19 protein-coding genes and 16 tRNA genes are annotated in these 26,615 nt (G+C 37.6%); 9 read left to right on the top strand and 26 right to left on the bottom strand.

Annotated elements, in window-relative coordinates; all coding sequences use genetic code 11:
* Nucleotides 1-118: 118 nt before the first annotated feature.
* The 9 genes from gltX to ABD005_RS15090 all read right to left on the bottom strand — a co-directional run bounded on the left by gltX (nt 119) and on the right by ABD005_RS15090 (nt 6,033).
* Entirely contained in the window at nt 119-1,531 is a 1,413-nt protein-coding gene (gene gltX, locus ABD005_RS15130) for a glutamate--tRNA ligase (protein ID WP_343818464.1), read from the bottom strand.
* A gap of 285 nt (nt 1,532-1,816) precedes the next feature.
* Nucleotides 1,817-1,892: transfer RNA gene (locus ABD005_RS15125), tRNA-Val, on the bottom strand.
* Between the two features lie 117 nt (nt 1,893-2,009).
* Nucleotides 2,010-2,085 (bottom strand) — tRNA-Val (locus ABD005_RS15120).
* Between the two features lie 118 nt (nt 2,086-2,203).
* Nucleotides 2,204-2,279: transfer RNA gene (locus ABD005_RS15115), tRNA-Val, on the bottom strand.
* Between the two features lie 118 nt (nt 2,280-2,397).
* Nucleotides 2,398-2,473 (bottom strand) — tRNA-Val (locus ABD005_RS15110).
* A gap of 118 nt (nt 2,474-2,591) precedes the next feature.
* Nucleotides 2,592-2,667, bottom strand: a tRNA-Val gene (locus ABD005_RS15105).
* Between the two features lie 118 nt (nt 2,668-2,785).
* A tRNA-Val gene (locus ABD005_RS15100) sits at nt 2,786-2,861 on the bottom strand.
* A gap of 214 nt (nt 2,862-3,075) precedes the next feature.
* Nucleotides 3,076-3,759: a DUF3313 family protein gene (locus tag ABD005_RS15095; RefSeq protein WP_343818462.1), complete on the bottom strand. Its 684-nt coding sequence runs from the start codon at nt 3,757-3,759 to the stop codon at nt 3,076-3,078.
* Between the two features lie 90 nt (nt 3,760-3,849).
* Nucleotides 3,850-6,033, bottom strand: coding sequence for a carbohydrate-binding family V/XII (locus ABD005_RS15090; RefSeq protein ID WP_343818460.1), 2,184 nt, complete (start codon nt 6,031-6,033; stop codon nt 3,850-3,852).
* A gap of 220 nt (nt 6,034-6,253) precedes the next feature.
* On the opposite strand from ABD005_RS15090, the gene ABD005_RS15085 reads away from it, so the two are divergent.
* Together ABD005_RS15085 and ABD005_RS15080 are read left to right on the top strand one after the other, a co-directional pair.
* Complete coding sequence (locus tag ABD005_RS15085) at nt 6,254-6,667, top strand: hypothetical protein (RefSeq protein ID WP_215980076.1); 414 nt, start codon at nt 6,254-6,256, stop codon at nt 6,665-6,667.
* Between the two features lie 41 nt (nt 6,668-6,708).
* Nucleotides 6,709-7,182 carry an RNA-binding S4 domain-containing protein gene (locus ABD005_RS15080; protein ID WP_343818457.1) on the top strand — a complete coding sequence of 158 codons (474 nt, stop codon included), beginning with the start codon at nt 6,709-6,711 and terminating at the stop codon, nt 7,180-7,182.
* Nucleotides 7,183-7,266: 84 nt separating this feature from the next.
* Here the strand turns inward: ABD005_RS15080 and ABD005_RS15075 are convergent, their stop codons facing one another.
* Complete coding sequence (locus ABD005_RS15075) at nt 7,267-7,752, bottom strand: GNAT family N-acetyltransferase (RefSeq protein WP_215980078.1); 486 nt, start codon at nt 7,750-7,752, stop codon at nt 7,267-7,269.
* Between the two features lie 76 nt (nt 7,753-7,828).
* On the opposite strand from ABD005_RS15075, the gene ABD005_RS15070 reads away from it, so the two are divergent.
* From ABD005_RS15070 to ABD005_RS15055, 4 genes are all read left to right on the top strand, one after another.
* A complete protein-coding gene (locus ABD005_RS15070; RefSeq protein ID WP_343818455.1) occupies nt 7,829-8,830 on the top strand; it encodes an ion channel in 1,002 nt (333 codons plus the stop codon).
* Nucleotides 8,831-8,963: 133 nt separating this feature from the next.
* A complete protein-coding gene (locus tag ABD005_RS15065; RefSeq protein WP_343818452.1) occupies nt 8,964-10,661 on the top strand; it encodes a proline--tRNA ligase in 1,698 nt (565 codons plus the stop codon).
* A 368-nt stretch (nt 10,662-11,029) separates the two neighbouring features.
* Nucleotides 11,030-12,259: a pyridoxal phosphate-dependent aminotransferase gene (locus ABD005_RS15060; protein WP_215980081.1), complete on the top strand. Its 1,230-nt coding sequence runs from the start codon at nt 11,030-11,032 to the stop codon at nt 12,257-12,259.
* A 37-nt stretch (nt 12,260-12,296) separates the two neighbouring features.
* Nucleotides 12,297-12,872, top strand: coding sequence for a YceI family protein (locus ABD005_RS15055; RefSeq protein ID WP_343818447.1), 576 nt, complete (start codon nt 12,297-12,299; stop codon nt 12,870-12,872).
* Nucleotides 12,873-13,249: 377 nt separating this feature from the next.
* Here ABD005_RS15055 and ABD005_RS15050 read toward each other — a convergent pair.
* The 12 genes from ABD005_RS15050 to ABD005_RS14995 all read right to left on the bottom strand — a co-directional run bounded on the left by ABD005_RS15050 (nt 13,250) and on the right by ABD005_RS14995 (nt 18,299).
* Nucleotides 13,250-13,334, bottom strand: a tRNA-Leu gene (locus ABD005_RS15050).
* Nucleotides 13,335-13,421: 87 nt separating this feature from the next.
* A tRNA-Gly gene (locus ABD005_RS15045) sits at nt 13,422-13,497 on the bottom strand.
* Between the two features lie 32 nt (nt 13,498-13,529).
* Nucleotides 13,530-13,614 (bottom strand) — tRNA-Leu (locus tag ABD005_RS15040).
* 66 nt (nt 13,615-13,680) lie between these two features.
* Nucleotides 13,681-13,756, bottom strand: a tRNA-Gly gene (locus ABD005_RS15035).
* A gap of 50 nt (nt 13,757-13,806) precedes the next feature.
* Nucleotides 13,807-13,882, bottom strand: a tRNA-Gly gene (locus tag ABD005_RS15030).
* 108 nt (nt 13,883-13,990) lie between these two features.
* Nucleotides 13,991-14,075, bottom strand: a tRNA-Leu gene (locus tag ABD005_RS15025).
* Nucleotides 14,076-14,079: 4 nt separating this feature from the next.
* Nucleotides 14,080-14,153 (bottom strand) — tRNA-Cys (locus ABD005_RS15020).
* Between the two features lie 94 nt (nt 14,154-14,247).
* A tRNA-Gly gene (locus ABD005_RS15015) sits at nt 14,248-14,323 on the bottom strand.
* A gap of 305 nt (nt 14,324-14,628) precedes the next feature.
* Nucleotides 14,629-15,210, bottom strand: a complete 582-nt coding sequence (gene pgsA, locus ABD005_RS15010) for a CDP-diacylglycerol--glycerol-3-phosphate 3-phosphatidyltransferase (protein ID WP_343818445.1) — start codon at nt 15,208-15,210, stop codon at nt 14,629-14,631.
* 47 nt (nt 15,211-15,257) lie between these two features.
* Nucleotides 15,258-17,120 (bottom strand): excinuclease ABC subunit UvrC, encoded by a 1,863-nt coding sequence (gene uvrC / locus ABD005_RS15005; protein WP_343818636.1) that lies wholly within the window; start codon nt 17,118-17,120, stop codon nt 15,258-15,260.
* A gap of 74 nt (nt 17,121-17,194) precedes the next feature.
* A complete protein-coding gene (gene uvrY, locus ABD005_RS15000; RefSeq protein ID WP_215980083.1) occupies nt 17,195-17,839 on the bottom strand; it encodes a UvrY/SirA/GacA family response regulator transcription factor in 645 nt (214 codons plus the stop codon).
* A 178-nt stretch (nt 17,840-18,017) separates the two neighbouring features.
* Nucleotides 18,018-18,299 (bottom strand): hypothetical protein, encoded by a 282-nt coding sequence (locus tag ABD005_RS14995; protein WP_343818443.1) that lies wholly within the window; start codon nt 18,297-18,299, stop codon nt 18,018-18,020.
* A gap of 268 nt (nt 18,300-18,567) precedes the next feature.
* Here ABD005_RS14995 and fabA point away from each other — a divergent pair, with 268 nt between their 5' ends.
* Entirely contained in the window at nt 18,568-19,083 is a 516-nt protein-coding gene (fabA, locus tag ABD005_RS14990) for a bifunctional 3-hydroxydecanoyl-ACP dehydratase/trans-2-decenoyl-ACP isomerase (RefSeq protein WP_215980092.1), read from the top strand.
* Between the two features lie 567 nt (nt 19,084-19,650).
* Here the strand turns inward: fabA and ABD005_RS14985 are convergent.
* The 4 genes from ABD005_RS14985 to rlmKL all read right to left on the bottom strand — a co-directional run bounded on the left by ABD005_RS14985 (nt 19,651) and on the right by rlmKL (nt 26,028).
* Nucleotides 19,651-21,465, bottom strand: a complete 1,815-nt coding sequence (locus ABD005_RS14985; protein WP_343818441.1) for a DUF3466 family protein — start codon at nt 21,463-21,465, stop codon at nt 19,651-19,653.
* A 190-nt stretch (nt 21,466-21,655) separates the two neighbouring features.
* Entirely contained in the window at nt 21,656-23,581 is a 1,926-nt protein-coding gene (gene uup / locus ABD005_RS14980) for an ATP-binding cassette ATPase Uup (RefSeq protein WP_215980086.1), read from the bottom strand.
* A gap of 25 nt (nt 23,582-23,606) precedes the next feature.
* Complete coding sequence (locus ABD005_RS14975) at nt 23,607-23,870, bottom strand: glutaredoxin family protein (protein ID WP_215980087.1); 264 nt, start codon at nt 23,868-23,870, stop codon at nt 23,607-23,609.
* 13 nt (nt 23,871-23,883) lie between these two features.
* Nucleotides 23,884-26,028: a bifunctional 23S rRNA (guanine(2069)-N(7))-methyltransferase RlmK/23S rRNA (guanine(2445)-N(2))-methyltransferase RlmL gene (rlmKL, locus tag ABD005_RS14970; protein ID WP_215980088.1), complete on the bottom strand. Its 2,145-nt coding sequence runs from the start codon at nt 26,026-26,028 to the stop codon at nt 23,884-23,886.
* Nucleotides 26,029-26,312: 284 nt separating this feature from the next.
* On the opposite strand from rlmKL, the gene ABD005_RS14965 reads away from it, so the two are divergent.
* Nucleotides 26,313-26,389 (top strand) — tRNA-Met (locus tag ABD005_RS14965).
* Nucleotides 26,390-26,494: 105 nt separating this feature from the next.
* A tRNA-Met gene (locus tag ABD005_RS14960) sits at nt 26,495-26,571 on the top strand.
* Nucleotides 26,572-26,615 lie beyond the last annotated feature (44 nt).

Below are 26,615 nucleotides of genomic sequence, written 5' to 3'. Positions count from 1 at the left end.
CCAGCAGAAACTGCTTCTTAAGGTGATGATTTTTACTTTTGATAAGGTTAATACAAAATACATTTACTGGGTAAAATATCTTATATACCCCTTATCACTTTACTGATAGTCGAGCGAACTAGCTATTCGCAATACGCTCTTCAACTACAACTAATGCTTGGTCAATACGAGCAAGCACTTTGTCTTTATCTAATAACGCTAAGGTAATATCAAGCGATGGTGAATTACCACCACCAGTAGCGGCAACACGTAATGGCATACCCACTTTACCCATTCCTACTTCTAACTCAGTAGCAGTATCATTAATTGCTGCATGAATTAGTGCCGGCTCCCATGCACTTAACTCAGCTAATTTTGCTTTGACTAAAATTAACGGCTCTTTTACCACGGGACGTAAATGTTTTTTAACTGATGTTGCATCTAACTCACTAAAATCTTCATAAAAATAACGAGAAATTTGCGCCATTTCTTTTAACGTTTTAACGCGATCGGCTTGAATTTTTACAATTTCAGCCAAGGCTGGGCCATTATCTGTATTAATACCTTGATCTTTCATATGCCACTCAAGGTGAGTTGCTACATACTCTGGATCCATGGTTTTCATGTAATGTTGGTTTACCCAAATAAGCTTGTCGGTGTTAAAACCAGACGCGGCACGGTTACAGTCTTTAAGGTCAAATAATTCAATCATTTCTTCACGAGAAAAAATTTCTTTATCACCATGTGACCAACCTAAGCGCACTAAATAGTTAAGTAATGCTTCAGGTAAATAACCTTCATCACGGTATTGCATAACACTAACAGCACCGTGACGTTTAGATAAACGTTTACCGTCATCACCTAAAATCATAGGAATGTGTGCATATTCAGGAATAGTTGCGCCTAATGCCGCTAAAATATTAATTTGCTTAGGAGTGTTACTAATATGGTCATCACCACGCACAACGTGAGTTACTTTCATATCCCAGTCGTCAACCACAACGGTTAAGTTATAGGTTGGTGTGCCGTCAGAACGTGCGATAATTAAATCATCAAGCTGTTCATTACTAATGGTTATGTCGCCTTTAACCATATCTTTAATAACAACATTACCCTCAAGTGGGTTTTTAAAACGAATAACATAAGGTAAATCTGTTGGGTGATCTGTACGTTCACGCCATAAACCATTGTACTTTTCAATTTCACCTTTAGCTTTTGCTTCCTCACGCATCGCTTCAACTTCTTCTGCGGTGCTATAACAACGGTAAGCATTACCAGAGGCTAATAATTGTTCAATCACTTCTTTGTAACGATCAAAACGTTTGGTTTGAAAGTAAGGGCCATGGGTCCATTTTAGATCTAACCAGTTCATACCATCCATAATGGCATCAACAGACGCTTGTGTTGAGCGCTCTAAATCGGTGTCTTCAATACGTAAAATGAAGTCCCCACCATTTTTTTGAGCATAAAGCCAGCTATATAAGGCTGTACGAGCGCCACCAACGTGAAGGTAACCTGTAGGACTTGGTGCAAAACGAGTAGTTAATGTCATAGAAATCTCAATATGAATAACTAAAGCCAACAATAAACTGACATTAGTGAAATTAGAATATATAAATTGGCTGCATTTTAACATTGAGCTCAGTTAAATTCACCATTTAGATGTAATTAACCTAAACTCAAAATAATACTCCATCTCAAGTAGTTATTTTGGAGAATAATAGAGCTAGATTCATTTGAAATATGGCGGTTATTGCCACATAAGTTCGACATCAGGTGTATTTAAAAAGTACTGTGAAATCAGAGAAGAGGTATAACTTGAATAGCTAATTAAGATTGGTGGACGATACTGGGCTTGAACCAGTGACCCCCGCCTTGTAAGGGCGGTGCTCTCCCAACTGAGCTAATCGTCCGATATTTTTATCAATTTATTTATACTTCCATGAAAAAGAAGTGGCGGACATTGCTTAGCATTAATAGGCTTAAACACATCAATTGCAACATTCACTTTATAGCTAATGCTATAAATTTGGTGGACGATACTGGGCTTGAACCAGTGACCCCCGCCTTGTAAGGGCGGTGCTCTCCCAACTGAGCTAATCGTCCGATATTTTTATCAACTTATTTATACTTCCTTGAAAAAGAAGTGGCGGACATTGCTTAGTATTAATGGGCTTGAATCACATCAATTGCAACATTCACTTTATAGCTAATGCTATAAATTTGGTGGACGATACTGGGCTTGAACCAGTGACCCCCGCCTTGTAAGGGCGGTGCTCTCCCAACTGAGCTAATCGTCCGATACCTTCATCAACTTATTTAGACTTCCTTGAAAAAGAAGTGGCGGACATTGCTTAGTATTAATGGGCTTGAATCACATCAATTGCAACATTCACTTTATAGTTAATGCTATAAATTTGGTGGACGATACTGGGCTTGAACCAGTGACCCCCGCCTTGTAAGGGCGGTGCTCTCCCAACTGAGCTAATCGTCCGATACCTTCATCAACTTATTTAGACTTCCTTGAAAAAGAAGTGGCGGACATTGCTTAGTTTTAATGGGCTTGAACCACATCAATTACAATATTCACGTTATAGCTAATGCTATAAATTTGGTGGACGATACTGGGCTTGAACCAGTGACCCCCGCCTTGTAAGGGCGGTGCTCTCCCAACTGAGCTAATCGTCCGATATTTTTATCAATCTATTTAGACTTCCTTGAAAAAGAAGTGGCGGACATTGCTTAGTATTAATGGGCTTGAATCACATCAATTGCAACATTCACTTTATAGCTAATGCTATAAATTTGGTGGACGATACTGGGCTTGAACCAGTGACCCCCGCCTTGTAAGGGCGGTGCTCTCCCAACTGAGCTAATCGTCCATCTCTGTGGGGGCGTATTATAGGTAGATCGAAAGTTCTGTCAACCGAAAATAATTAAAATAATTAATATTTTGCAAAAAAAAGTTTGTTTGATTTATTTTTGCGCACAACGCTATTTTTATAGGCTAAATTAGCGTGATGTTTAATAGGTTGTAAGCAGCTTAGGTATATATCAATTGGGGACTTACCAATAAGTAAGCCCCCATAACTTGCTTTATGGGTTCTGCACTTGCTCAAACTTATTGTGAAGCGCTTTAGCCCACTTTTTAATTAACCGTTTAGCATCTGCTCGATTTGATACTCGCGTAGCCCATTGATAATAACTATCATCGCCTGCCGTTTCAGAGTCAAATACACGGACTAATATTTCACCACTAACACCATCATACAACTCTAAAAATAAGGTAGCTTCGCCAGTCTCACTGGTATAACTTTTCATATTAGTCGCAGAAACAGTATCTGGTGCATTAACATCAAGATTAATAACCGCAGGTTTAACCACCAAAGTACCTACCGTTGGCTTTTGAACTAGAGGAGAGTTTGCGTTTTGGCTAAACTCTGCTTGAAAAACCTCATCAAAGAGCTTAGCGACATCTTCTTTAATACGAATAACATCCGCATCACTCACTCTTGTACTTAAACCTACTTGATCACGATTATAATCGCGCTTCCAGTTTTTCTTAAAAGCAACTTGACTTGGTAAAATGAGGATTGATGTATATTGAGAAAAATCTACTCCTTCCTTTTTATAAGCAAGTGTTGAACGCGTAGCTTTCTTTAATATCATCCCGTCTGGAGATACTTGCGGTGCTTTACTCTGATAAGTAGAACTACACCCCATAAAAAGCATTACTGATATTGCAATAACACTTACTTTTACAGCCGCTATTTTATTCATAATAACCATCCTTTATAACATTAATTTTATTAACATAGGTGTTAATGAAAAACCATTATGATTAAACCCTATTCATTAAAAGAGTTTACGCTATCTACCACGTCTCATTTGTTGCATACGCCCTTGCCCACCACGTTGCATATTGCCCATTTGACGACCACGTAAATCTCGATTCATGCTACCTCGGTCAAACGAGCCATTGTTTCTCTTACGTATATTTTGATTATTAATCTGAGTATTTGGGCGCTTATTCTCGATGGTGCTCCAGCTTTTATTACTTCTGTTTTGCCATTGGCCATTTTCATGCCTCACAACATTACCGCGCTTATCTGCAAAAACATTATTTGCTCGTTTAGTAGTGACACGCCCTTGTTGATAATTTTTCTTAGCTTTTAGCTTGGTAGCATTACGTTGTTTGTTTTCTACGCGATTATACAAATTATTATGGCGAGTGCCGACACGGCTATTAGTGAACTTATTATTGCTCACATGATTGCCAATATTGCGCTGAATATGATTTTTATTACCAATACTTACTGAATTACCAATATTGATATTGCCGTTCACATTAATATTAGTGTTATGTCCACCGCGATAGCCACCATAAAAACCACCACAGCATGGACGGTAATGGTTATGATAACCACCACCCCAGCTAACACCTACTCTAAAGAATGGTCCACCCCAGCTAACGCCAACATTCCAACCCGTCCAAGGATTATAGCCAACATGTAATCCCCATGTTGGTGGACGAGGGTAATACCAGCCTCCTGCATAATAAGGTGGGTAATACCAACCTGTACCATAAATTGGTACACCGTAATAAGGGTAAGACCATAAATAACCTGGCGTATAGCCAACATAAACCACTTCAGGAGTAGAACTATAAACCTTCACATAAGTCGTATTATAAACTGGAGAGCTAGCAGGTATTTGGGCTATTTCTGACTCGGGTATATTATCAGCCACTTGCCATGATCCTTGGGCCTGCTCGGAAACAAACCAAACACCATTGTCTACAGCGTAATACTTCCCATTAATCTTAAGGACTTGCGCATTAGTGTTAACGGCATATTCTACGTCTGTACCTTTAATAGCAACAAACTTTGGCTTCCCGTCATATTCAACGGTTAGTTTTGCTTCGCTACGCTTAATTGTCGCTGTTTGTGGTATTTGCGCATCAAGTACTGCTTGCTCTGCTTCATCCGTACCAGCAACCGAAGTTCTTAAGCCGCCAATATCTGAATCGGGTGGGATATCTTTAAAGCTCTTAGGTAATTTATCCGGTCGAACAAAGGCCCAAGGACCTTTAATTGCTTTACTTTTAAACCAACGCCCTGACAACAATAAATACATATCGCCACTACTTAGCTCACGTAGCCAAGGGGTTTCAGTATTATTCACATAAAGTAATTTACCACCCAGCAAACTGGTCCATTGTGGCTTTCCGTCTGATACTACTAGCTCGGTTGGTTTAGTAACAGTTACCACTTCAGGTACTTTTGTGACAGGCGTTGAGTCTTCCTCATTATCATCTTTTGGCATCATAGCAACTAAATCTGCTGGCGGTGTATGAGTTATATGCCATGGGCCTAGCACTTTCGTCGACTGATACCACAAACTACCACTGGTTAAATAATAAACCTCTTTATTTTTTACCTTAACTACGGCAAATGGTGTATTTAATGCTCGTTGATATGTACTTTTTTCAATATCTTTGAATATAGCTTCACCATCAAAGCTTAATAAAACAGCAAGCTGCTCTTTAAATAAAATATTTGGCGGATCATTTTTAATTTCAGCTAAGCTGTTACTAACCTTTTCTGCGGTTGTTAAGCTTGCCGTTAATTTCGATAAGGAAGTAGTAAAAGACGAACTCACCAACTCTGCTTCAACAAACTTGGTGAATTTCTCTTCTTGAGCGTCTTTAGAGTCAGGCCATCCTACTTTCGTGACGCTAATACCAGAGATAACTGCAGAATCATTACTACGATCGGTAGATATAGTTGATGAAAACCAAAACACACCGAAAATAGGCTCAGGTTTTCCGGGTAGCTCTAACGACATTGCAGCTCGACCCGTTAATATATTACCATTAAGTTTTTCTGGTTGGGGTTGATAAACAATGATAGTGCCTAATTCACCGCTTAATTCTTGTGGCCAATCTATAGCAAAAGAGTAACTAGAAGCCCCTATCAACATAAAAGTAATAAATTTAAGATAGACAAACTTTAACCAGTGCCCTCTCGTGTTGCGCTTGATCATATTTTGCATGCAAACTACCTTGTTTTAGTGATATAAAAAGTCTTGGTACGGCGATAATAATACCTATTATTATCGGCTATTATCAGCTCGTTCATTTTGTATGTTATTTAGCACTATGCTAAAATCGCTACCAATTACCTTACTTTAATTAATGTTCAGGTAAACAGCAAATGACTATTAAATATGCTGTTTATTTTATACATGAACCACCTTCCCTTTAGGACAATAAATGAAAGCCCCTTTATTTGATGAAATACTCACTATTTGCCAAGATATAGCAAATGCTTCTTCTGTTGATAATGACGAAGCAAGACTTCAAGCCTGCAAAAAACTGCAAGTGTTATGTGCAACCAATCAAAACACCCCTAATGATCACCCTTTACAATGGGAGGCTCTTGCAGACTTTACTGAAGATGGTGACCAAGCTATGGATATATACCAAATAGCTTTAGTAACCGCAGAAAAAATGGCATTAAATACCTTTAAAGCGTCTATCACTTTAGCCATGGCACAGCGTTATCATGAATTTGAAGAAATAGAGAAAGCACAACAATATGCGGCACAAGCTAATGAATTAGCTGGCACTATTGATGATGAAGAGCTACAAAAAGAAATTAATGATTTCTTTACAAGCATTCAATAGCACTCTTTTTCACTACCCTTGTACCTGTTTTAGAGAACATTATGACAATAAACCACTTGATGGTTGAATTAGATCACCAACCTATTGAATTATGTAAGTTATTAAAAGTTGCCAATTTAGTTGGCGGCGGCGGCGAAGCTAAAATTGTTATTAGCCAAGGCTACGTATTACTTAATGGTGAAGTAGAATATCAAAAACGTAAAAAGATATACCATGAAGACGTTATTGAGTTTAATGGCGACTTACTGCAAGTGATAGTAAATGAAGATTTAGCTAATCAAGATTTTTCTGATGAGTCGAATGAATATGCAAATACCGTTGAAAACAACGTTTCTCAATATAGTAATGCTGCTGAAGGTTATTCTGATGTAAGCCCAGAGCCTTCAACACAACCACCTAAAAAACAGAGTGAAAATAATAAGAAACAAGCAAGTAAAAAATCGAAAAACACTTCACCATTAACCGAACAAGCAGTTGAGCCAACACCACGAAAAAGAAGACCTATTTCTTTTTAAACCTCTCGTAACTTATATCAATGTAGACATTTAACCGTGCTACATTGATATAATTTAGCTTATGATTTTTATCACAACGCCAAGTTAGCCAAGTACCTTTTCCCAGAACATCGCATTGCCTGTTTCTTCATCTAACTCATAACCAGAGAATCCCAATTTTTTATAAGCATTTTTGGCAATAGTATTACCTTCCAAGACCTCAAGTGTTAATTTACAGCAACCGCGTGCTCGTGATATTTTTTCAACTTCGCCAAATAACAACTGACTAATACCTAAGCCTCGGTATTCTTTTAACACACCACAATCATGAATATTCATCAGTGGCTTGCACTTAAAAGTAGAAAAACCTTCAATAAAGTTAATAATGCCTGCGGGTTTACCATCGACATAACAAAGCACAGTAAAAAAATCATTACGTTTCGCTATCGTTGCGACCAAGTTTTGTTGTACTGATTGTGCGAGAGGCTCACCTCCCCCCATAGGGTCTTGCGCATAGGCATTGAGTAACATAACTAAGTCTTTGCTATGTTGTTCGTTTTGGTAGTCAGCTTGAATTAACGATATTTGCATTAAATACTTCCTTTATACGTACTAATTTATTAACAGTTATTTTTTAATTTTAGAGAGAGCGCACTATACTCTTTAAATGAATGAGATAAAGTCACCATTGTGTCGATACCAAGACCCCAATAAAAAAGGTACAGAAAACTTCTGCTGTACGGAGCAAGCCCATGACTCTGGCTTTTGTTATTGGCATGATAAATCAATTGATAAAACAGGAACAGAAGTTAAGGCACTTTTAGAAGAATATGCCAAAAACGGTGGTTTATTACGAGGTATATATCTTACCCGTGCAAACCTAAAAGATGTCGATTTAGTCAATCATCATCAAAAACTAGGCTATGACTTTAGCTATGCCGACTTTTATCATGCAAACCTCATGGGCGGGCATTTATTTAATATTAATTTAAATAACGCCAGTATTATGAAAGCCGACCTGCGTGACGCCAACTTAAACTGCGCTAATTTAGAAAATACCAATATGTTAGGAGTAAAGTGGGCTGGTAGTAAGTTTGAAAATATAAAGTTTGGTAAAAAAATACGACAAGAAATTGCCGCAAAAAAAGCACAAAAGCAAAAAAACCAACGCGCCTCACTTGATTACTTAGAGCAAGCTGAGGAGATTTACCGCGATTTGCGCAAGCATTCAGAGCATGAAGGCATATTTACCTTATCAGGTTACTTTATTCAAAAAGAGTTAACAATGCGCCGCTTACAGCTCCCTCGCTTTAGCATTAAGCGCACTTTGTCTAAGCTGGTTGATATATGCTGTGGTTATGGAGAAGCGCCTTTGCGCATTATCGGTTTATCGATGGCAATTATTTTTGTTTGCGCCATTATTTATGCTTTTACTGGTTTAAGTTATAACGGCGCGGTGCAATCTCTTAGTAGTGAACAAGATATCCAACAGAATATTAACTTCTTTTTTTCCTCTTTATACTACTCTGTTGTTACCTTTACCACTTTAGGTTATGGCGACTTCACCCCCGTAGGTATATCCCGAGCTATTGCAGCCATAGAGGCATTTACTGGTAGTTTTACTATCGCGCTTTTTGTTGTGGTATTCGTCAAAAAGATGACCCGATAAAGACAACTTTTCATTATAGAACCTGAAAATATACCACTCGATATAAATATTGTATTTATTGCTTTTTCATCTGAGATCCCCCTGATAGAATAGCGGCAATTTTATTATCCTATTTATTTGGAAGTCTTTAGCAATGCGTACCAGTCAATACTTACTGTCTACCTTAAAAGAAACTCCTGCGAGCGCAGAAGTGATAAGTCATCAATTGATGTTACGAGCAGGATTAGTACGTCACCTTGCTTCGGGTTTATATACTTGGTTACCTACTGGCTTGCGAGTACTTAAAAAAGTAGAAAACATTGTTCGTGAAGAAATGCAGCGTGCCGGCGCGAATGAAATCATGATGTCTATGGTTCAACCAGCTGACTTATGGAAAGAGTCTGGTCGTTGGGATGACTATGGTCCCGAATTACTACGTTTAAGCGATCGTCATAAACGTGACTTTGTTTTAGGCCCAACTCATGAAGAAGTTATTACTAAGTTAGTGGCTAATGAACTTAGCAGTTACAAACAATTACCTTTAAATGTTTTCCAAATTCAAACGAAATTTCGAGATGAAATTCGCCCTCGTTTTGGGGTAATGCGTGGTCGTGAATTTTTAATGAAAGATGCTTACTCATTTCATTTAGACGATGCTTGTTTAGAAAAAACCTATCAAATTATGTTTGATGCCTACTGCCGTATTTTCGAACGATTAGAATTGAACTTCCGCCCTGTAATTGCTGACACTGGCTCTATTGGTGGAGAAAAATCACATGAATTTCATGTGTTAGCGGAATCGGGTGAAGATGATATCGCCTTTAGTGATGCAAGTGACTTTGCTGCGAATATTGAAAAAGCTGAGGCATTAGCACCACAAGGTGAACGTGCCATAGCATCTCAAGCGCTAGAAACAGTTGAATTAAAACTTGAGCGGTTAATCAAAACAACGGATGTCGATATAAAAAATACCGTTAAAACAATCATAGTTCTTGGTGATGCTGATGAAGAGCCTACCAAAAACTTTGTAGCACTTGTACTTCGTGGCGATCACCAGCTAAATGAAATAAAAGCTGAAAATATTAGTGGCGTGCATGCACCATTAACCCTTGCAACTGACGAACAAGTATCTGCTGTTGCTAACTGTCACAGCAGTTCATTAGGCCCTAAAGGGTTGTCGGTACCGGTTATCGTTGATAGAAGCGCAGCACATTTAAGTGACTTTGCTTGTGGTGCAAACCAAAATGGGTACTCTTTGACTGGTGTTAATTGGGAAAGAGATTGTGCTGATATTACCGTTGCAGATATACGCAATGTGATTGAAGGCGATCCAAGCCCATGTGGTCAAGGTAGCATTGTGATAAAACGTGGTATTGAAGTAGGTCATATTTTCCAGTTAGGTGACAAATATGCCCAAGCAATGAACTGTGCTGTATTAAATGAAGGCGGTAAAAATCAAACGTTAACTATGGGTTGTTACGGTATTGGCGTTTCTCGTATTGTTGCTGCCGCAATAGAGCAAAACCACGATCAATACGGTATAAAATGGCCAAAAGCAATTGCGCCTTTCCAAGTGGCGATTGTACCAATGAATATGGCAAAATCTGCTCGTGTGAAAGAAACGGCAGAAGCACTCTATGAGCAATTAAGTAACGCGGGTATTGAAGTATTGTTTGATGACAGAAAAGAACGCCCTGGTGTAATGTTTGCTGACCATGAACTAATGGGGACACCATTATTACTCGTCGTTGGTGAGCGTAACCTTGATACTCAAGAAGTTGAATTAAAAAATCGTATTACTGGTGAGAAGTCATTATTAGCGATTGATAACGTAATGTCGTTATTTAACTAACCAATAAAAACGAATTTAAAGACTTAATAAAAAGCCAACTAGGTTATCTAGTTGGCTTTTTTATTAGCACTGTCTCGTCCTGAAATGTGTTTACATATTTAGGACTTATTATGAACAAGCCAATCAAAACACATGCTAAACGTACACAACTCTTTATTAAACGACTTACTTCCAATTTAAAACAAAGTAATCCGCTAAATATAAAGCTTCATTCATCAATAAGGACATAATTTTGCGCAATATTACTTTTTCATGACTTTATCGACAAATTATCATTAAAAAAGCGTAATTAAAGGTTTAAAAACAGTTCATTATTGGCAACAATGAAGTAATCCTATTTTTTTATTCACGTAAGAAGTACCTAACTCATGAAAGCTATTACTAAGTCATCTAAATTAAACAATGTTTGTTATGATATTAGAGGACAAATAGCCGCCGAAGCCAAACGCCTTGAAGATGAAGGCCATAAAATTCTGAGGCTTAATATTGGTAACCCAGCACCATTTGGTTTTGCTGCACCTGATGATATTTTAAAAGACGTAATCCATAACTTACCTCGCTCACAAGGGTACTCTGAATCAAAAGGCATTTACTCTGCTCGAGTTGCCGTGATGCAATATTTTCAACAGCAAGGTATCAAAGACGTTAACGTTGATGATATTTTCATTGGTAATGGTGTTAGCGAACTGATTGTTATGGCGATGCAAGCCTTACTTGATAACGGTGATGAAGTATTAATTCCATCACCTGATTATCCGCTATGGACCGCTGCGGTTTCATTATCAGGTGGCAAGCCAGTACATTATCGTTGTGACGATGAAAACAGTTGGTTTCCAGATCTAGCCGATATGGAAAGTAAAATAACGAAAAAAACCAAGGCTATTGTATTAATTAATCCAAATAACCCTACTGGTGCTGTCTATTCAAAAGAAGTACTACAAGGCATCATTGCACTCGCACGAAAGCATGGCTTAATTATTTATAGCGATGAAATTTATGACAAAATTCTTTATGATCAAGCCAAACATGTTCCAACCGCTAGCTTGTCTACCGATGTGCTAATTATTACTTTAGGTGGATTATCGAAGAATTATCGTATTGCAGGTTTTAGAGCTGGCTGGATGGTAATATCGGGCCCCAAACTACATGCTGAAGATTATATAAAAGGCTTAACCTTACTATCTTCTATGCGTATGTGCGCTAATGTTCCTAGTCAACACGCAATACAAACTGCGCTAGGTGGCTATCAAAGTATTAATGAGCTAATTAGTGGTGACGGCCGCCTACTTAAGCAACGTAACATTGCTTATCAAATGATTAACGACATTGATGGTTTATCATGTAACCCCGCAATGGGCGCTCTATATTTATTTGTGAAAGTTGATAATAAAAAATTCAATATTACCGACGATGAAGGAATGATTTTAGACTTACTCAAACAAGAAAAAATACTCTTAGTACATGGCCGTGCTTTTAATATTAAAGAAAATAATTATTTTAGATTAGTATTTCTACCGCATGTTGATGAACTAGTCCCAGCATTAGAAAAATTAAAAAACTTTTTTTCGACATATAAGCAAGTTAATCACAAGAGTTAAGAAGCTCTATCATCCATTTTATGTGAGGAATATCACGATGTTAAAAACTTTATTCACTGGGGCTACGTTGTTATTGCTTAGCCCTATAGCGTTAGCCGATTGGAGCTTAGATAACGACTTATCTCGAGTAAGCTTTGTTTCAGTTAAAAAAAATACTATTGGTGAAGCTCATTACTTTAAAAAAATAGCGGGTGAATTAACACAATCAGGGCAGTTTTCTGCGGACATACAGTTAGCTAGCGTTGAGACATTAATCCCTATTCGTAATGAAAGAATGGCGCAATATCTATTCAATACAAAGTTATCACCAACCTTAAAGCTGAACGCTGATCTATTTGAGCATTTAAAAACGCTAAAAACAGATCAAAGCCAATTACTTAACATACCGGCTAATATCACCTTAAACGGCATAAACAAAACATTAGCAATCGATGTGTTAACAACACAGTTAGGCAATGGCAATATTATAGTAAGCTCTTTTATGCCGGTAATTATTAACCCAGCTGACTTCAATTTAACAGCAGGCATTGAAAAACTTCAGGCATTGGCTCAATTACCTTCAATTACACAGTCTGTACCAGTCTCTTTTACCCTAACGCTACAAAAAAACTAAAGCACTATTACTTTATTTAAAGCAAGGCAACCTTAGTACCAACTTATTGAGGTTGCCCCACTCCACATATATTTAACTATTTTTTCCCGCCTTCTTACACTATGTAAAATAAGTAAAATCAAATAGCACAACAAAGCTTTTATTACAGTGTTCAGTGCAACAAAATAAAGCTGTAAATGAACAATGCAACAATAGCAAGTTCACTATATGAAATAGGACTTATAACGTAGAGTAGTTACAGTGATTTACTGATGAAATGTACTTTAGGAAATAAATAGCTGGTTAATTAAATAATTAATCAAATAAATAGTTTATATTATTAGAATTGAATAACGGAATAGTTGAATAACGGAATAGTTGAATAACTATAAATTAAATGGTACCCGGAGCCGGACTTGAACCGGCACGCTTTTCGGCGAGGGATTTTAAATCCCTTGTGTCTACCAATTCCACCACCCGGGCAACGATATCATATAAGATATGGGAAGAATTTTTATAGTAAGTATTGGTACCTACTTTTACGACAAAGCTATAAATAACTTTAAAAGTTGGAGCGGCTAACGAGACTCGAACTCGTGACATTCACGTTGGCAACGTGATGCTCTACCAGCTGAGCTACAGCCGCTTCATTAGAGCTTTCAATTATAAACTATCAAATGGTACCCGGAGCCGGACTTGAACCGGCACGCTTTTCGGCGAGGGATTTTAAATCCCTTGTGTCTACCAATTCCACCACCCGGGCATTATATGGGAGCTTTTTTTATAGTAGGTATTGGAGACCTACTTTTTAAATTAACACTATAAAAATTGGAGCGGCTAACGAGACTCGAACTCGTGACATTCACGTTGGCAACGTGATGCTCTACCAGCTGAGCTACAGCCGCTTCATTAGAGCTAATTTTAAGTGATTCGCCAATACTTTTACCATAAAGATTGGAGCGGCTAACGAGACTCGAACTCGTGACATTCACGTTGGCAACGTGATGCTCTACCAGCTGAGCTACAGCCGCAGATCACTTTATTTACTTGGTTATGTCTAATTATCGGCGCGCATTTTAGCGTATCAATATTAGCTTAACAACCATTTTTTACTTTTTCTCAACATAGTGTTGATGAAATGGTACCCGGAGCCGGACTTGAACCGGCACGCTTTTCGGCGAGGGATTTTAAATCCCTTGTGTCTACCAATTCCACCACCCGGGCATTTTGGAGGCGGGTCCCGGAGTCGAACCGAGGTAAACGGATTTGCAATCCGCTGCATGGCCACTCTGCCAACCCGCCTTATACATCAACGCTTTATCGAGGTGTTCATAGTTTACATTTGATTACTATCAAAAATATACTTTTATTTATATTAAACTAAATATAAATAAGTTGGAGCGGCTAACGAGACTCGAACTCGTGACATTCACGTTGGCAACGTGATGCTCTACCAGCTGAGCTACAGCCGCTTCATAGAACGTTAACGATTAGTTACTTCGTTATTACTTATTAGCCATTTAACACCGTAGTGCTTAACTAGCTAACTTTGCCTGCTGACTCCCTGTCAACGGAAACGCATTCTACATCTTAATATTTTCCAGTCAACTATTAAATTGCATTTTTATTTCGACTGCTTACTTTTCGTCTTATTTGTTGTTTTTTTAACTAAAACCGAGCGGTGGCGCGGTTATTTTGTGCTAACAGCATTTAAAGTATGTTGTTAAGTTAGCTTATTAAAGCAATCAAATTAACAACAGATAAAAGACTAGTACAATTAAACATCTTTAAGTTCAGGCCAGGCAGCTCTAAAATAGTTAACTAGGGTAACTACGGTTAATACTGTCGCAATAAAGTAAAAGCCATAAGACAATACATTTAATATTTCATGTGGGAAATAAAACAAAATTAATGGAATATCGTAATCAGGTTGCCAAATAAGACCCATTATTCCTAACATTTGTGCCGCTGTTTTATATTTTCCCATATTAGAAACCGCAATGATGTCACGCTTACCACGAGAAGACATAAATTCACGCAAAGCACTAATAAAAACTTCTCTAGCAATCATAATAATCGCTGCGACCGAGATCAACCATGAATGATAATCTTGGGCGATCATTACTAATGCCACAACCACCATCAATTTATCAGCAACGGGATCAATAAAAGCACCAAAAGCAGAAGATTGATTTAATTTTCTGGCAAGGTAGCCATCTAAAATATCACTAATCGCTGCTAACCAAAAAACGGCAAACGCACCAAAGTGACTCCAAGATAAAGGCAAATAGAAAATAATAACAAAGATTGGAATTAAGATGATTCGAAATAAAGTTATTTGATTAGGTATAGTCCACATTTACTTTTCACTACAAGTATTTTTCTTTAGTTTACACAAGTTATCGATCACTTGTCATGTAATGCATCATAAATATTTTGCGCTAATACTTTACTAATACCTGGAACTTTTTCAAGCGCGCTAATATCTGCAACCATCACCTCTTGTATACCACCTAAATACTTTAATAAACTCTGCCTTTTTTTAGCGCCAATACCTTCAATAGACTCTAAAATAGATTTTTTACTCGCCTTCTGGCGCTTAGCTCGATGACCTGCAATCGCAAAACGGTGTGATTCATCACGTATATGTTGCACTAAATGCAATGCTGGCGATGTAGCAGGTAATGAAATTAGTTGGTGACTCCCTGCTAGAATAAGCGTTTCTAACCCTGGCTTACGTGACTCTCCTTTAGCAACACCAACAAGTAAAGGTGTTTTAACTAGCTCAAGTTGATTAAAAAACTCTTCCGCTTTCGCAAGTTGGCCCTTCCCCCCATCAATAAAAACAATATCAGGGACATTAAGTAGCTGGGTGTCATCTGTGCTGCTAAGGTTTTTAAGCTTGCTATAGCGCTTATTTAAGGCGAAAGCCATAGCGGCATAATCATCACCAGGTGTTATACCGTGCACGTTATAGCGTCGATAGTCAGACTTCAAAGGACCTTCTTGATTGAAAACCACATTAGAGGCAACAGTTTGCTGCCCCATAGTATGACTAATATCAAAACATTCGATACGCTGAATACCTTGCTCTAGCTCAAACACTTCATTTAATGCAGTAAAACGAGCTTGCATTGATTCTTTATGACTATTTCGAGTAACCAACGCACTTTGTGCGTTGGTTTGAGCCAATTTTAAATATTGAGCACGCTCACTGCGACTATTAGACGATATTTTTACCTCAAATTCAGCCTGCTTACTTAATAGTTCCGTCAACATGAGTCGCTGCTCAACCTCTCCTTGTATGACAATTTCTTTGGGAATATGGCCTTGTACTTCACCGCCGCTAGCTACGTCGCTAGCCAAATAGTGCTGAGCAATAAAAGCCTCAATAATTTCACTGTCATTTGTTTCTGCAGGAACAACAGGGAAGTAACTTTTACTCCCTAGTATTTTATGACTACGAATACACAATAAATGAATACACACTTGCGATTTAAATCGATATAAACCAATCACATCCATCTCTGAGGTAAAGCCACTGACATATTGTTGCTGCTGTACTTTTCGTAAGGTAACGATTTGATCGCGATATTTTGCAGCAAGTTCAAAGTTAAGTGCCTGACTCGCAGCTTCCATGTGCTGTACTAACTGTTCAATAACCGTTGAGCTTTTACCTTTAAGAAAAAGTTTTGCTAAGTTAACTTGCTCTGCGTAATCTGCTTGCGATATTTTATCAACACATGGTGCAGAGCATCGACCTAACTGATGCTGTAAACAAGGTCGAGAGCGAGCGCGATAATAGCTATCTTCGCATTGTCTTATAGGAAAAACCTTTTGCATTAAGCGTAAGCTTTCCCAAACGGCACCAACGGTTGGGTATGGACCAAAGTACTCACCTTTTACTTTTTTACCACCACGATGTAAGCCCAGCTTTGGGTGTTTATGGGCAGTGATCAGTAAATAAGGGTAAGACTTATCATCACGAAGTAAAATGTTATATTTCGGTTGGTATTTTTTAATATAGTTATTTTCAAGAATCAACGCCTCACCTTCGGTGTGAGTGACTGTAACGTCTATTGCGCAAATTTGCTTAACTAAAGCCTTGGTTTTTACTGAGCCAACATCTTGTCTAAAATAACTCGCTAAACGCTTTTTAAGCTGTTTAGCCTTACCAACATAAATAACTTGCTGTTGGCTATTATACATGCGGTAAACACCTGCTTGCTCGGTAACGGCTTGCAAAAAAGCCGTACTATCAAAAGACATTACGGGCGGCTGGCTTTCACGGGTTGGCTTTGCTGGAGAAGCGACTAGTTTTTCGGGGTGATTTTTTGACAAAATTAAATTTTTTCTGTTTTCAACATACCATGACGAATAGCAAGATGGGTTAACTCAACATCATTACTAACACCTAATTTTTCAAACATACGATAACGGTAACTATTAATCGTTTTTGTGCTCAAATCTAAACGTGTTGATATATCAGGAACTTTATCACCGCGTGTTATCATTACCATAATTTGTAACTCACGATCAGATAAACCATTAAAGGGATTATCATCTACTGTTTTAAATTGATTCAGCGCCATTTTTTGAGCTATTTCTGGAGGTAAGTAACGCTGCCCACTATTGACCGCTCTAATAGCGTTAACCATTTCATCAGGTCCTGCTTCTTTGGTTAAAAAACCTGCAGCGCCCATTTGCATGACTTTAGTTGGGAATGGGTCTTCCGTATGCCCTGTTAAAATAATCACTTGTACACTGGGTACAAAACGAATAATTTTCTTAGTGGCTTCAAAACCGCCTATACCGGGCATGTCCATATCCATTAAAACAACATCAGGCTCATGTTCTCGACAAAACTTAATTGCCTCCTCACCCGTTTCACATTCACCAACAACTTTTATACCTTTAAAAGTTGATAAGATATTACGGATACCAGCTCGAACAATATGATGATCATCAACTAATAGAATATTTATCACAAATTTTACCTGTTATTATCAAATGGTTTAGCTGATTCAGCTAGTGGCTTATGTTACTTAAAACTCAAGTCTATTCATTGTGAGCTAAAAAGTATCATTTATATAATTAAAAATGACAAGTTAAGCTTACCTTAAGGCAAGAGCATTATCTTTATTGTAGCGTAAGTTTATAACACGGTTATAGTTTATTGTTTTTCAGCCAATTATTTAGCAAGCCTATTTGACCATTTTTATAAGCTGCATAAGTTAACCGTACTGCGTTGCTGAGTATAATACTATCAGACCAATTAGTTTGCTCGGCAATTAATTGGTAACAATGTTTAGCTTCTGGCGATAAATAGCCTCGCATTTCTTGTAAACCCCGTTCTTTTTGCCTTTCTCGGTAACGCTTTTGCTTTTGTGCATTGGTCATTGCTTTTTTAGGGGGGCTGCCCTTTTCGTCTTGTGCTAAATCTTTCATGAAAATCCCATTTCGAATAATAATAAGGCACTTAGCTTTCACTTAACTTTATTATATTCGCTTAATTTAAAATAGTCATAAGCTAATATTATTGCTTTTTCACAACATAAAATTCCTATTTCAGTATATAAATTAAGCTACCAGTAATGCGCTTGCTTAATTTTTATCGAAACTAGCTATTTTTTAACTGCTCCGAGTTGTTTAGTGTACAAGTGTACGCTAAAGTACACATCTTATTTTATTATTGGATATCGACTCTATTATGGCGATGGCACAACAAAACTCATATAACAAAGAAGATCTTATTAAAGCAGGTACAGGGGAAATGTTTGGTGAAGGTAATTCACAGCTTCCTTCTGACAACATGCTAATGATGGATCGCATTATCACCATTACCGAAGATGGTGGTGAGCATGGTAAAGGACAAGTGTTAGCTGAGTTAGATATTACCCCTGATTTATGGTTTTTTGACTGTCACTTTAAAGGTGATCCGGTAATGCCTGGTTGTCTTGGTTTAGATGCTATGTGGCAACTCGTTGGTTTTTTCTTAGCTTGGACTGGTGGTCCTGGTCGAGGTCGCGCATTAGGTGTAGGCGAAGTAAAATTTACCGGTCAAATATTACCTACTGCAAAAAAAGTAACCTTCAAAATTGACTTTAAACGAGTCATAAAACGTAAACTATACATGGGTCTTGCTGACGGTAGTGTTTGTGTAGATGGTCGTGAAATTTATACGGCGAAAGACTTAAAAGTAGGTCTTTTTACAGATACGAGTAAGTTTTAATATTTGTTTATAAAAAAGTTAGACGTTATGTATTAGAAATTAACCATGCAAAAGCTCATTACCATAATCGTTCATAAAAGAAACGAAAAAGCGTATATCTAACTATAAAAAAATCCCAGCTCTTGCTGGGATTTTTAATGCTTTTTCATATCAAATATACATAAAATAACGTTTTCACTATTTTTTAAGAGCTGTTAACCATAAAACACTAATTGTTTATTTAAACAACCCTGATGCTTATTTTATATGGCTTCTCGCCAACCGCGCCTAACAAGTTAACTATTATTACGTTAGTAAGGGCTATTCGCTTTAGAGCATTCAGATATACCAGTTAGGTAATCTCTTATATGTACCCTACCTTCACGGTCGCGTTTTTGCCGTTTTATCATAGATACACGCTCCTTAATAAATTAAAAGTTGTTTACTCCTTTAAGCATAGGAAGAATTTAGAAAAACACAAATTTTACCTAAATAATTTTTATATTTATTACCCACTCTCGGCGTATAAATTAAGCTTATAAAAAAAAGCACTAAAAAGTGCTTTATTTATAATGGCACGAAGATCCCCTAAAATATTTTTTTATATAAGCGGACACCAAATAAGCCAAATAGTGATAATAACGCTAGTAAGTTAAAGCTTGCGCCTTGACGTTCTACTTTCTCTTCTTCGTCAAAACAATCTTCCACTTCTCCCGCAATAGGCACTAAGGTCACAGCACGAACCACATCTTCTGTAAGGGGACTTCCGTCGCTATCGAGCATAAGTTCACCTTTGGCATCGTACCTGTCAACTTTAATAATAGCTGTACCTGAAATAACATTTTCATCATTAATATCACGAGCTTCTACTACCGTATAAGGCGAGCCACATTCTAATAAATCATTAACATTATTAAAAACGTCCGTTTTACTGTCATATAAAAAAGCGGCTGTGCGACGTGGATTCTCAGCACTCGCATTATGAGTTTCTATTTCACCATCACCAACTATCATACCGTTATTATTAACCGCATATGCTGCACTCTGTGAGCTTTTAAAAAAATCATCGGGTAAAGTCATTTTCATTTCAGCTTCAGGAACGCTAGTATCAACATAAAAAAACTTGTTAACTGCACTTAATGTATTTGTTGTACCTACAGCGAGGCCATGATCGTTAATATCATAAGCTTTAGACCAATTTACAACAGAGCCTGAAAACACTCTAAAACTGTAATGTTCTTGGTTAAAATCAAAAACTTTACCATCCTTAAACATCACCGCATAAGAGCCTGTCAACCTCTCATCCTCGTCAGGTGTAGTAACAGTTTCATCATCCCAACCATCAGCAAAGCCAACGGCTACACCATTATTATTAATAGCCAGAGCGCGACTTGAGTAATTACGTGTATCTTCAGGGTGTGGCTCGACCAACAAACCTAGCTGCTCTGAAGTCACCTCGCCATTTGCATTCAAGCTGCCCTTAAATGCCATGATACGATACATGTAAGGCTGATAACGCTGAACACAAATTTCAAAAGGAAAATCATCAACAACATCGGGATCGGAGCAACCATTGCTTTCATCCTCAACATACTCTTGAATTGTTTCACTTAACTCATAACTCATGTAACCAACAGCTTCACCGTTATCATTGACATCAAGCACCGCTGAAATACCACCACCATAGCGTGTCTCTGCTGGTATCACAGGAAAAATTTGAGCACCATTATCGTAAGAGAAAAAACCTCGTTGACCATGCTCTCTTAACCAAAAAGTTTTAACATTACCATTACTGGTCGTGAAGTCTTCCATAGGTAAATAAGGTGCTGTCGCACTACCATAAGCAATACCACTGTTGGTTACACCTGAAATAATATCAATGGTTGAGCGAGTTAAGGTATCAGTGCCGGCAAAAGGCTGGTCAAATATTTTAAAAACCTCGGTATCGGCATCACCGCCCAAGTTAATCATCGCAACTAAATCACCAACTCGTTGATACTCATAAGGGTCATTTTCAGGCTTTTCAAAATCAACTTGCAAAGCTAAATAAGATTTAACCCATGCCAGATCGTTAGCTGTAGGGTTTCCTGCGACTAACTCGTCATAATTTTCAATTTCATTTAAACCATGAACTCTCTCATGTCGAATCCTTGCTAACTCTCTAATTTGTGTAAAATCATCATCATCTAGATAGTCAAATTGCACCGGAAAATTATAAAGGTTAGAGCCAGAGATAGCTAATACACCATTATTATTTTGTTGTTGAGCATAACTATGCTTAAGTTCATCAACGGCAATTTTATCAACCACTTTATAAGTAGCGGCTGAAACGGGATTAATCACACTAAAACTCAATGCACTGGTAATGCCCACTGCCAACATATGTTTTGCAAATTGCTTCATTCTTCTTGTTAACTCTTATTAATGATTATTATGACAACTTATTTTAATAAAAATTGCCTTGAAAACTTTGAGTTTAATACTAATAACAGGGGTGCCACAAAAGTGTTAAACATTTATCGTTGAATAATTTCAGACACTATTAACTTATATAGAAGAACTAGTTTCTTCTTTTTACCCTGCTTTTTCGCTACTAAAACTCGTCTAATTCTTGCCAACGCGCATAGATAACTTCAAGATTTGACTCTTTTTCAGCAAGCTGGTTCAATATTTTTTTAGTGACACTCTCTTCTTGAGTAAAAAAGTCAGCTTCATTAACCTGCACTTGTAATGCCTCTATTTCAGTTTCAAGTACATCTATTTTTTCGGGTAACTCTTCCAGCTCTTTTGTTTCTTTAAATGAAAGCTTCTTCTTTTTAACTTCAGGAGCGGTTGGCTTTGCTTTTTCTTGAACCTTTGTTTGAGTGGCTTTATTGTTTTGTTGTTTTGCATTATCGAGCATAGTTTGACGCTGTTCAGCCTTTAATACCAAATAATCATCAACATCATCATAGCCACCAACGATTTGGTTAATTTGTCCGGTTCCATCAAAATAAAGACAGGTATTAACACAATTATTAACAAAGTCCCTATCATGGCTAACTAAAATAACGGTTCCTGCATAATTTGCAACCACTTCTTCAAGTAGCTCTAAAGTTTCAATATCTAGATCGTTAGTTGGCTCATCCAGAATGAGTAAATTACTCGGGCGTAAGAATAGTCGTGCGAGTAACAACCTATTTTTTTCACCACCAGATAATGCTCTTACCGGTGTTCTTGCTCGCTTAGGGCTAAATAAGAAGTCTTGTAAATAACCCAATACATGGCGAGATTTACCGTTAACGACTACTTCTTGTTTACCTTCACCCACAATTTCCTGAACCGTTTTATTTAAATCTAAAGCTTCTCTGTGCTGATCAAAGTAAGCTATATCTAAATTAACTCCTGAGCGCATTTTACCACTTGTTGCAGGTAGCCTTTCCATAATCAATTTAATTAATGTTGACTTACCTGTACCATTAGCACCAATTAACGCTAGACGATCGTTGCGCGAAATTAATAAGTTAAGCTTATCTATCACCACTTTATTTTCAAAGGCTACGGTTACATCTTCAGCTTCAAAAACTAACTTTCCTGAACGTTCGCCTTGGGTAATATTCATGGCACTTTGGTTGCGAACTTCGCGTCTTGCTTTACGCTCTAAGCGCAGTTTTTCTAAAGAGCGTACTCGGCCTTCATTACGTGTACGCCTTGCTTTAATTCCTTGGCGAATCCACACTTCTTCTTCAGCAAGCTTTTTATCAAACAGCGCATTTTGTTGACTTTCAACTTGTAAGTCATGCTGCTTTTGCTCGACATATAAATCGTAGTCACCAGGGTAGCTTTTTAATTGCCCGCGATCGAGATCTAAAATGCGCGTAGATAAACCGCGAATAAATGCCCTATCATGGCTAATAAAAATAATCGTGCCAGCAAAGTCTTTTAAAAACTTCTCCAGCCATAGAACACTTTGAATATCTAAATGGTTAGTTGGCTCATCAAGTAATAAAATATCTGGACTCGTCACTAATGCTTTAGCAAGGGCGACTTTTCTTAGCCAACCACCGGAAAGATCTGAAATTTTAGCATCACCATTAAGTGATAAAGTCGTCATCACTTGCTCTATGCGTTGCTCATCTTGCCATGCATTAGCTTGCTCTAACTCTTCTTGAACTTTAGCAAGCTTATTAAGGTTTTGTTCACTCGGGTCTTCACCAATGATATGAATCAAGTGATGATAACGGCGAATTAAGTCAGCATTTTCTTTTACGCCTTCAGCGACATAATCAAAGACACTCATTTCTGATGATTCTGGTGGATCTTGCTCTAACATAGCCATTTGCATGGTGCTTGATTTTAAGATTTGACCATCATCTAAATTTTGTAAGCCCATTAATATCTTCATTAATGTTGACTTACCAGCACCATTTCGGCCCACTAAACAGATACGCTCACCCGTTTGTATGCTCAAGTCAGCTTTATCTAAAATTTTATCTTCACCAAAAGCAAGTTCGCCATTGGCTATTCTTAATAATTCCATAATTCTTCTTATTTAAATATTGTCATTACAAACTAAGTTGTTTAACTTGCTCTGCAGTAAAAGGCCAAAATAACTTGCGATTAGCATTACCATTAACGGCTAACTTTTCAAGTACGGGGATATGCACGCCATACAGTTCAACCAATGTTTTTTCTTCATGTTCAACGCGTTCTTGCTCAATAATATCAACTTCATTTAGCTGCTCTTTAGCCAATATTGATAAACAAATCGCTTGAGCTTGCTCACATAAATGACAGCCTTCGCTGCCATAAAGGTTATATATTTGCATTTTATAAAACCTATTAGGCTTTTCGTGTAATAGACCAGCTATTATGAATATGTTTATTACGGGAGAAGTCTTTATCACGGGTAATATCAGACATCGCTTGCGCTTGTAAACCGGCTTTATCTAACGCATCAAAATCTATTTTAAAATTACGCTTATTGTTCGTGAAGAATATTTCTCCGCCCTTATTAAGAGACTTTAATGCATCAGTAAGTAAAGTGACATGATCACGTTGTACATCAAAACTGTCTTCCATACGCTTTGAGTTTGAAAATGTTGGCGGGTCGATAAAAATCAAATCAAACTTTTGCGTGTTTTTCTTCAACCAATCTAAACAATCAGCCTGAACAAATTGGTACTTATGACTACTCAATTTATTTAAAGCAAAGTTATCTTGAGCCCAATTTAAATAAGTATTAGACATATCAACCGTGGTAATTTCACTAGCGCCGTGTATCGCCGCTTGCACAGACACTGAACCAGTATAAGCAAACATATTGAGTAGTGTTTTACCTTTCGCTTTCTTGGCAACAATTTGGCGAGTTTTTCGATGATCTAAAAACAAGCCAGTATCAAGGTAATCCCAAAGGTTTATTTTAAATAAAGCGCCATGTTCATTAATGGTAATTGACTGCTTTGATTTATCGATACGCTGATATTGATTACTACCCTTTTGTTTCGCTCGGGTTTTAAGTACAACTTTATCTGTTGGAATACCTAACACTTTAGGTGCCCAGTAAATGACTTCTTGTAAGCGTTTAGTCGCTTTTTCTGTTTCAATATTCTTAGGTGCTGCGTACTCTTGAATCACTAAATACTCACTGTAAATATCAACGGCAACGTTATACTCTGGGATATCAGCATCATAAAGGCGGTAACAATCTATTTGATTTGATTTAAGCCAGCCTTTAAGTGATTTAGCATTTTTCTTGAGACGATTGGCAAAAGCACTATCTTGTTCGGCAAAGTTAGCTTGTGGGTTACTTGCATCTTTTGATAGCTGTTTTTCATCAACGTTATATAAAGCTAGTTGACAATCTAACGGACCATTTTTCAACTTATAGCGTTTAAAACTGGAAAGCTTGAGCATACTTAGCAGCTCAACGTTCGCGGTAAAAATAGCTACACGCCAATCTAAAAATTGTGCTTTTAACTTCTGACCAAATAAAACAAAGTTTTCAACAAGCTCTGGTAACTCACCAATACGTTCACCATAGGGAGGGTTAAATAATATAGTGCCCGCTTGTCCAAACGTATTATTCATATCATTGGTGTTTTTACATGAAAACTCAATAAAGCGCTGTAAGCCAGCAGCACGTGAGTTTTGCTGTGCGGTATTAATAACGCGTGAGTCGATATCAACCCCAAACACTTTAACTTTTAGTTGTTCAAGTGATTGTTCTGATTGTGTAATAGCATCGCTAAGAGCCTCTTCCCATAACTCAACATTATGTGCCTGCCAAGCTGCAAAGCCCCATGTTCTACGGTCAATTCCTGGTGCTTGCTTAGCAGCCATTGAAACAGCTTCAATTAAAATAGTGCCTGAGCCACACATAGGATCAACCAGTGGCTTACTCGTATCATCTAACCAACCCGAACGAATAATTAATGCTGCGGCTAAGTTTTCTTTTAATGGTGCAGCACCACTATTTTGTCGATAACCGCGTTGAAATAAACCGCGTCCCGAAAAGTCTAAAAATAATGTGATATTGTCTTTTAGTAAGCGTGCTTGAAAACTAATTTGTGGCGCGCTTTTATCAACATTAGGACGATCTAAACCTTGCTCCCTAAACTGATCAACAATCGCATCCTTAATAGTTAACGCGCCAAACTGACTATTTCGGATTTCTTCACTGTAACCAACAAAATCGATAGCAAATGTCGTATTACTGGTAAAAATATCAGGCCAATTAATCGTATTTGCCGTGGCAAATAGTTTGTCTTTGTTAAGAGCGTCACCTTCACCAAGCTTTAACATTACTCTTGTGGCTAGGCGCGTCCACAAACAAATTTTATAACCAACAGCCATTGAAGCGTCGAAATAAACCCCCTCTGGCTTTTGAATGACGTTTTCACCGCCTAGGCTTTTTATTTCATCACTAAGTAAAACTTCAATGCCAGGAGACGTTAAGGCTAAAAATTGTTGCGTGCTTTCTTTCATGGGGTATTTCCAGAGTAAACTATGCTGCGATTATATACGCAAACATAGTGCACATAAACAAAAGTTAAAGTTTATGCGGCGAAATTGAGCGTAATTCCCCCTTTATGTTGAAGTTTTAAGCTATCGTAATTTTTTTTAAAAAAGCACTTGCTTTATGAGTGCGCTATCCTTAGTATACGCCTCGTTCTCAGGGAGAGATTTTTGAGGATATTCTTTTAAAATGAATTAAAACTTTTAAGGCTCGTTTATTTATCTCTTAATGAGATATTATTAAACCATTCGGACGCGGGATGGAGCAGCCTGGTAGCTCGTCGGGCTCATAACCCGAAGGTCGTCAGTTCAAATCTGGCTCCCGCAACCAATTCATTGATAATTAAATAGTTTTACTACTTTTTAATCTATCAATAATTCTTTAATAAGTAGAATTAAAAACTTATTGGCTTCCTATTAATTTAGGTCATTCGGACGCGGGATGGAGCAGCCTGGTAGCTCGTCGGGCTCATAACCCGAAGGTCGTCAGTTCAAATCTGGCTCCCGCAACCAATTCATTGATAATTAAATAGTTTTACTACTTTTTAATCTATCAA

The organism is Colwellia asteriadis (assembly GCF_039523295.1).
GTDB lineage: Bacteria > Pseudomonadota > Gammaproteobacteria > Enterobacterales > Alteromonadaceae > Colwellia > Colwellia asteriadis.
The sequence above is the reverse complement of the archived record's forward strand: the minus strand, read 5'-3'. Positions and strand labels throughout refer to the sequence as shown.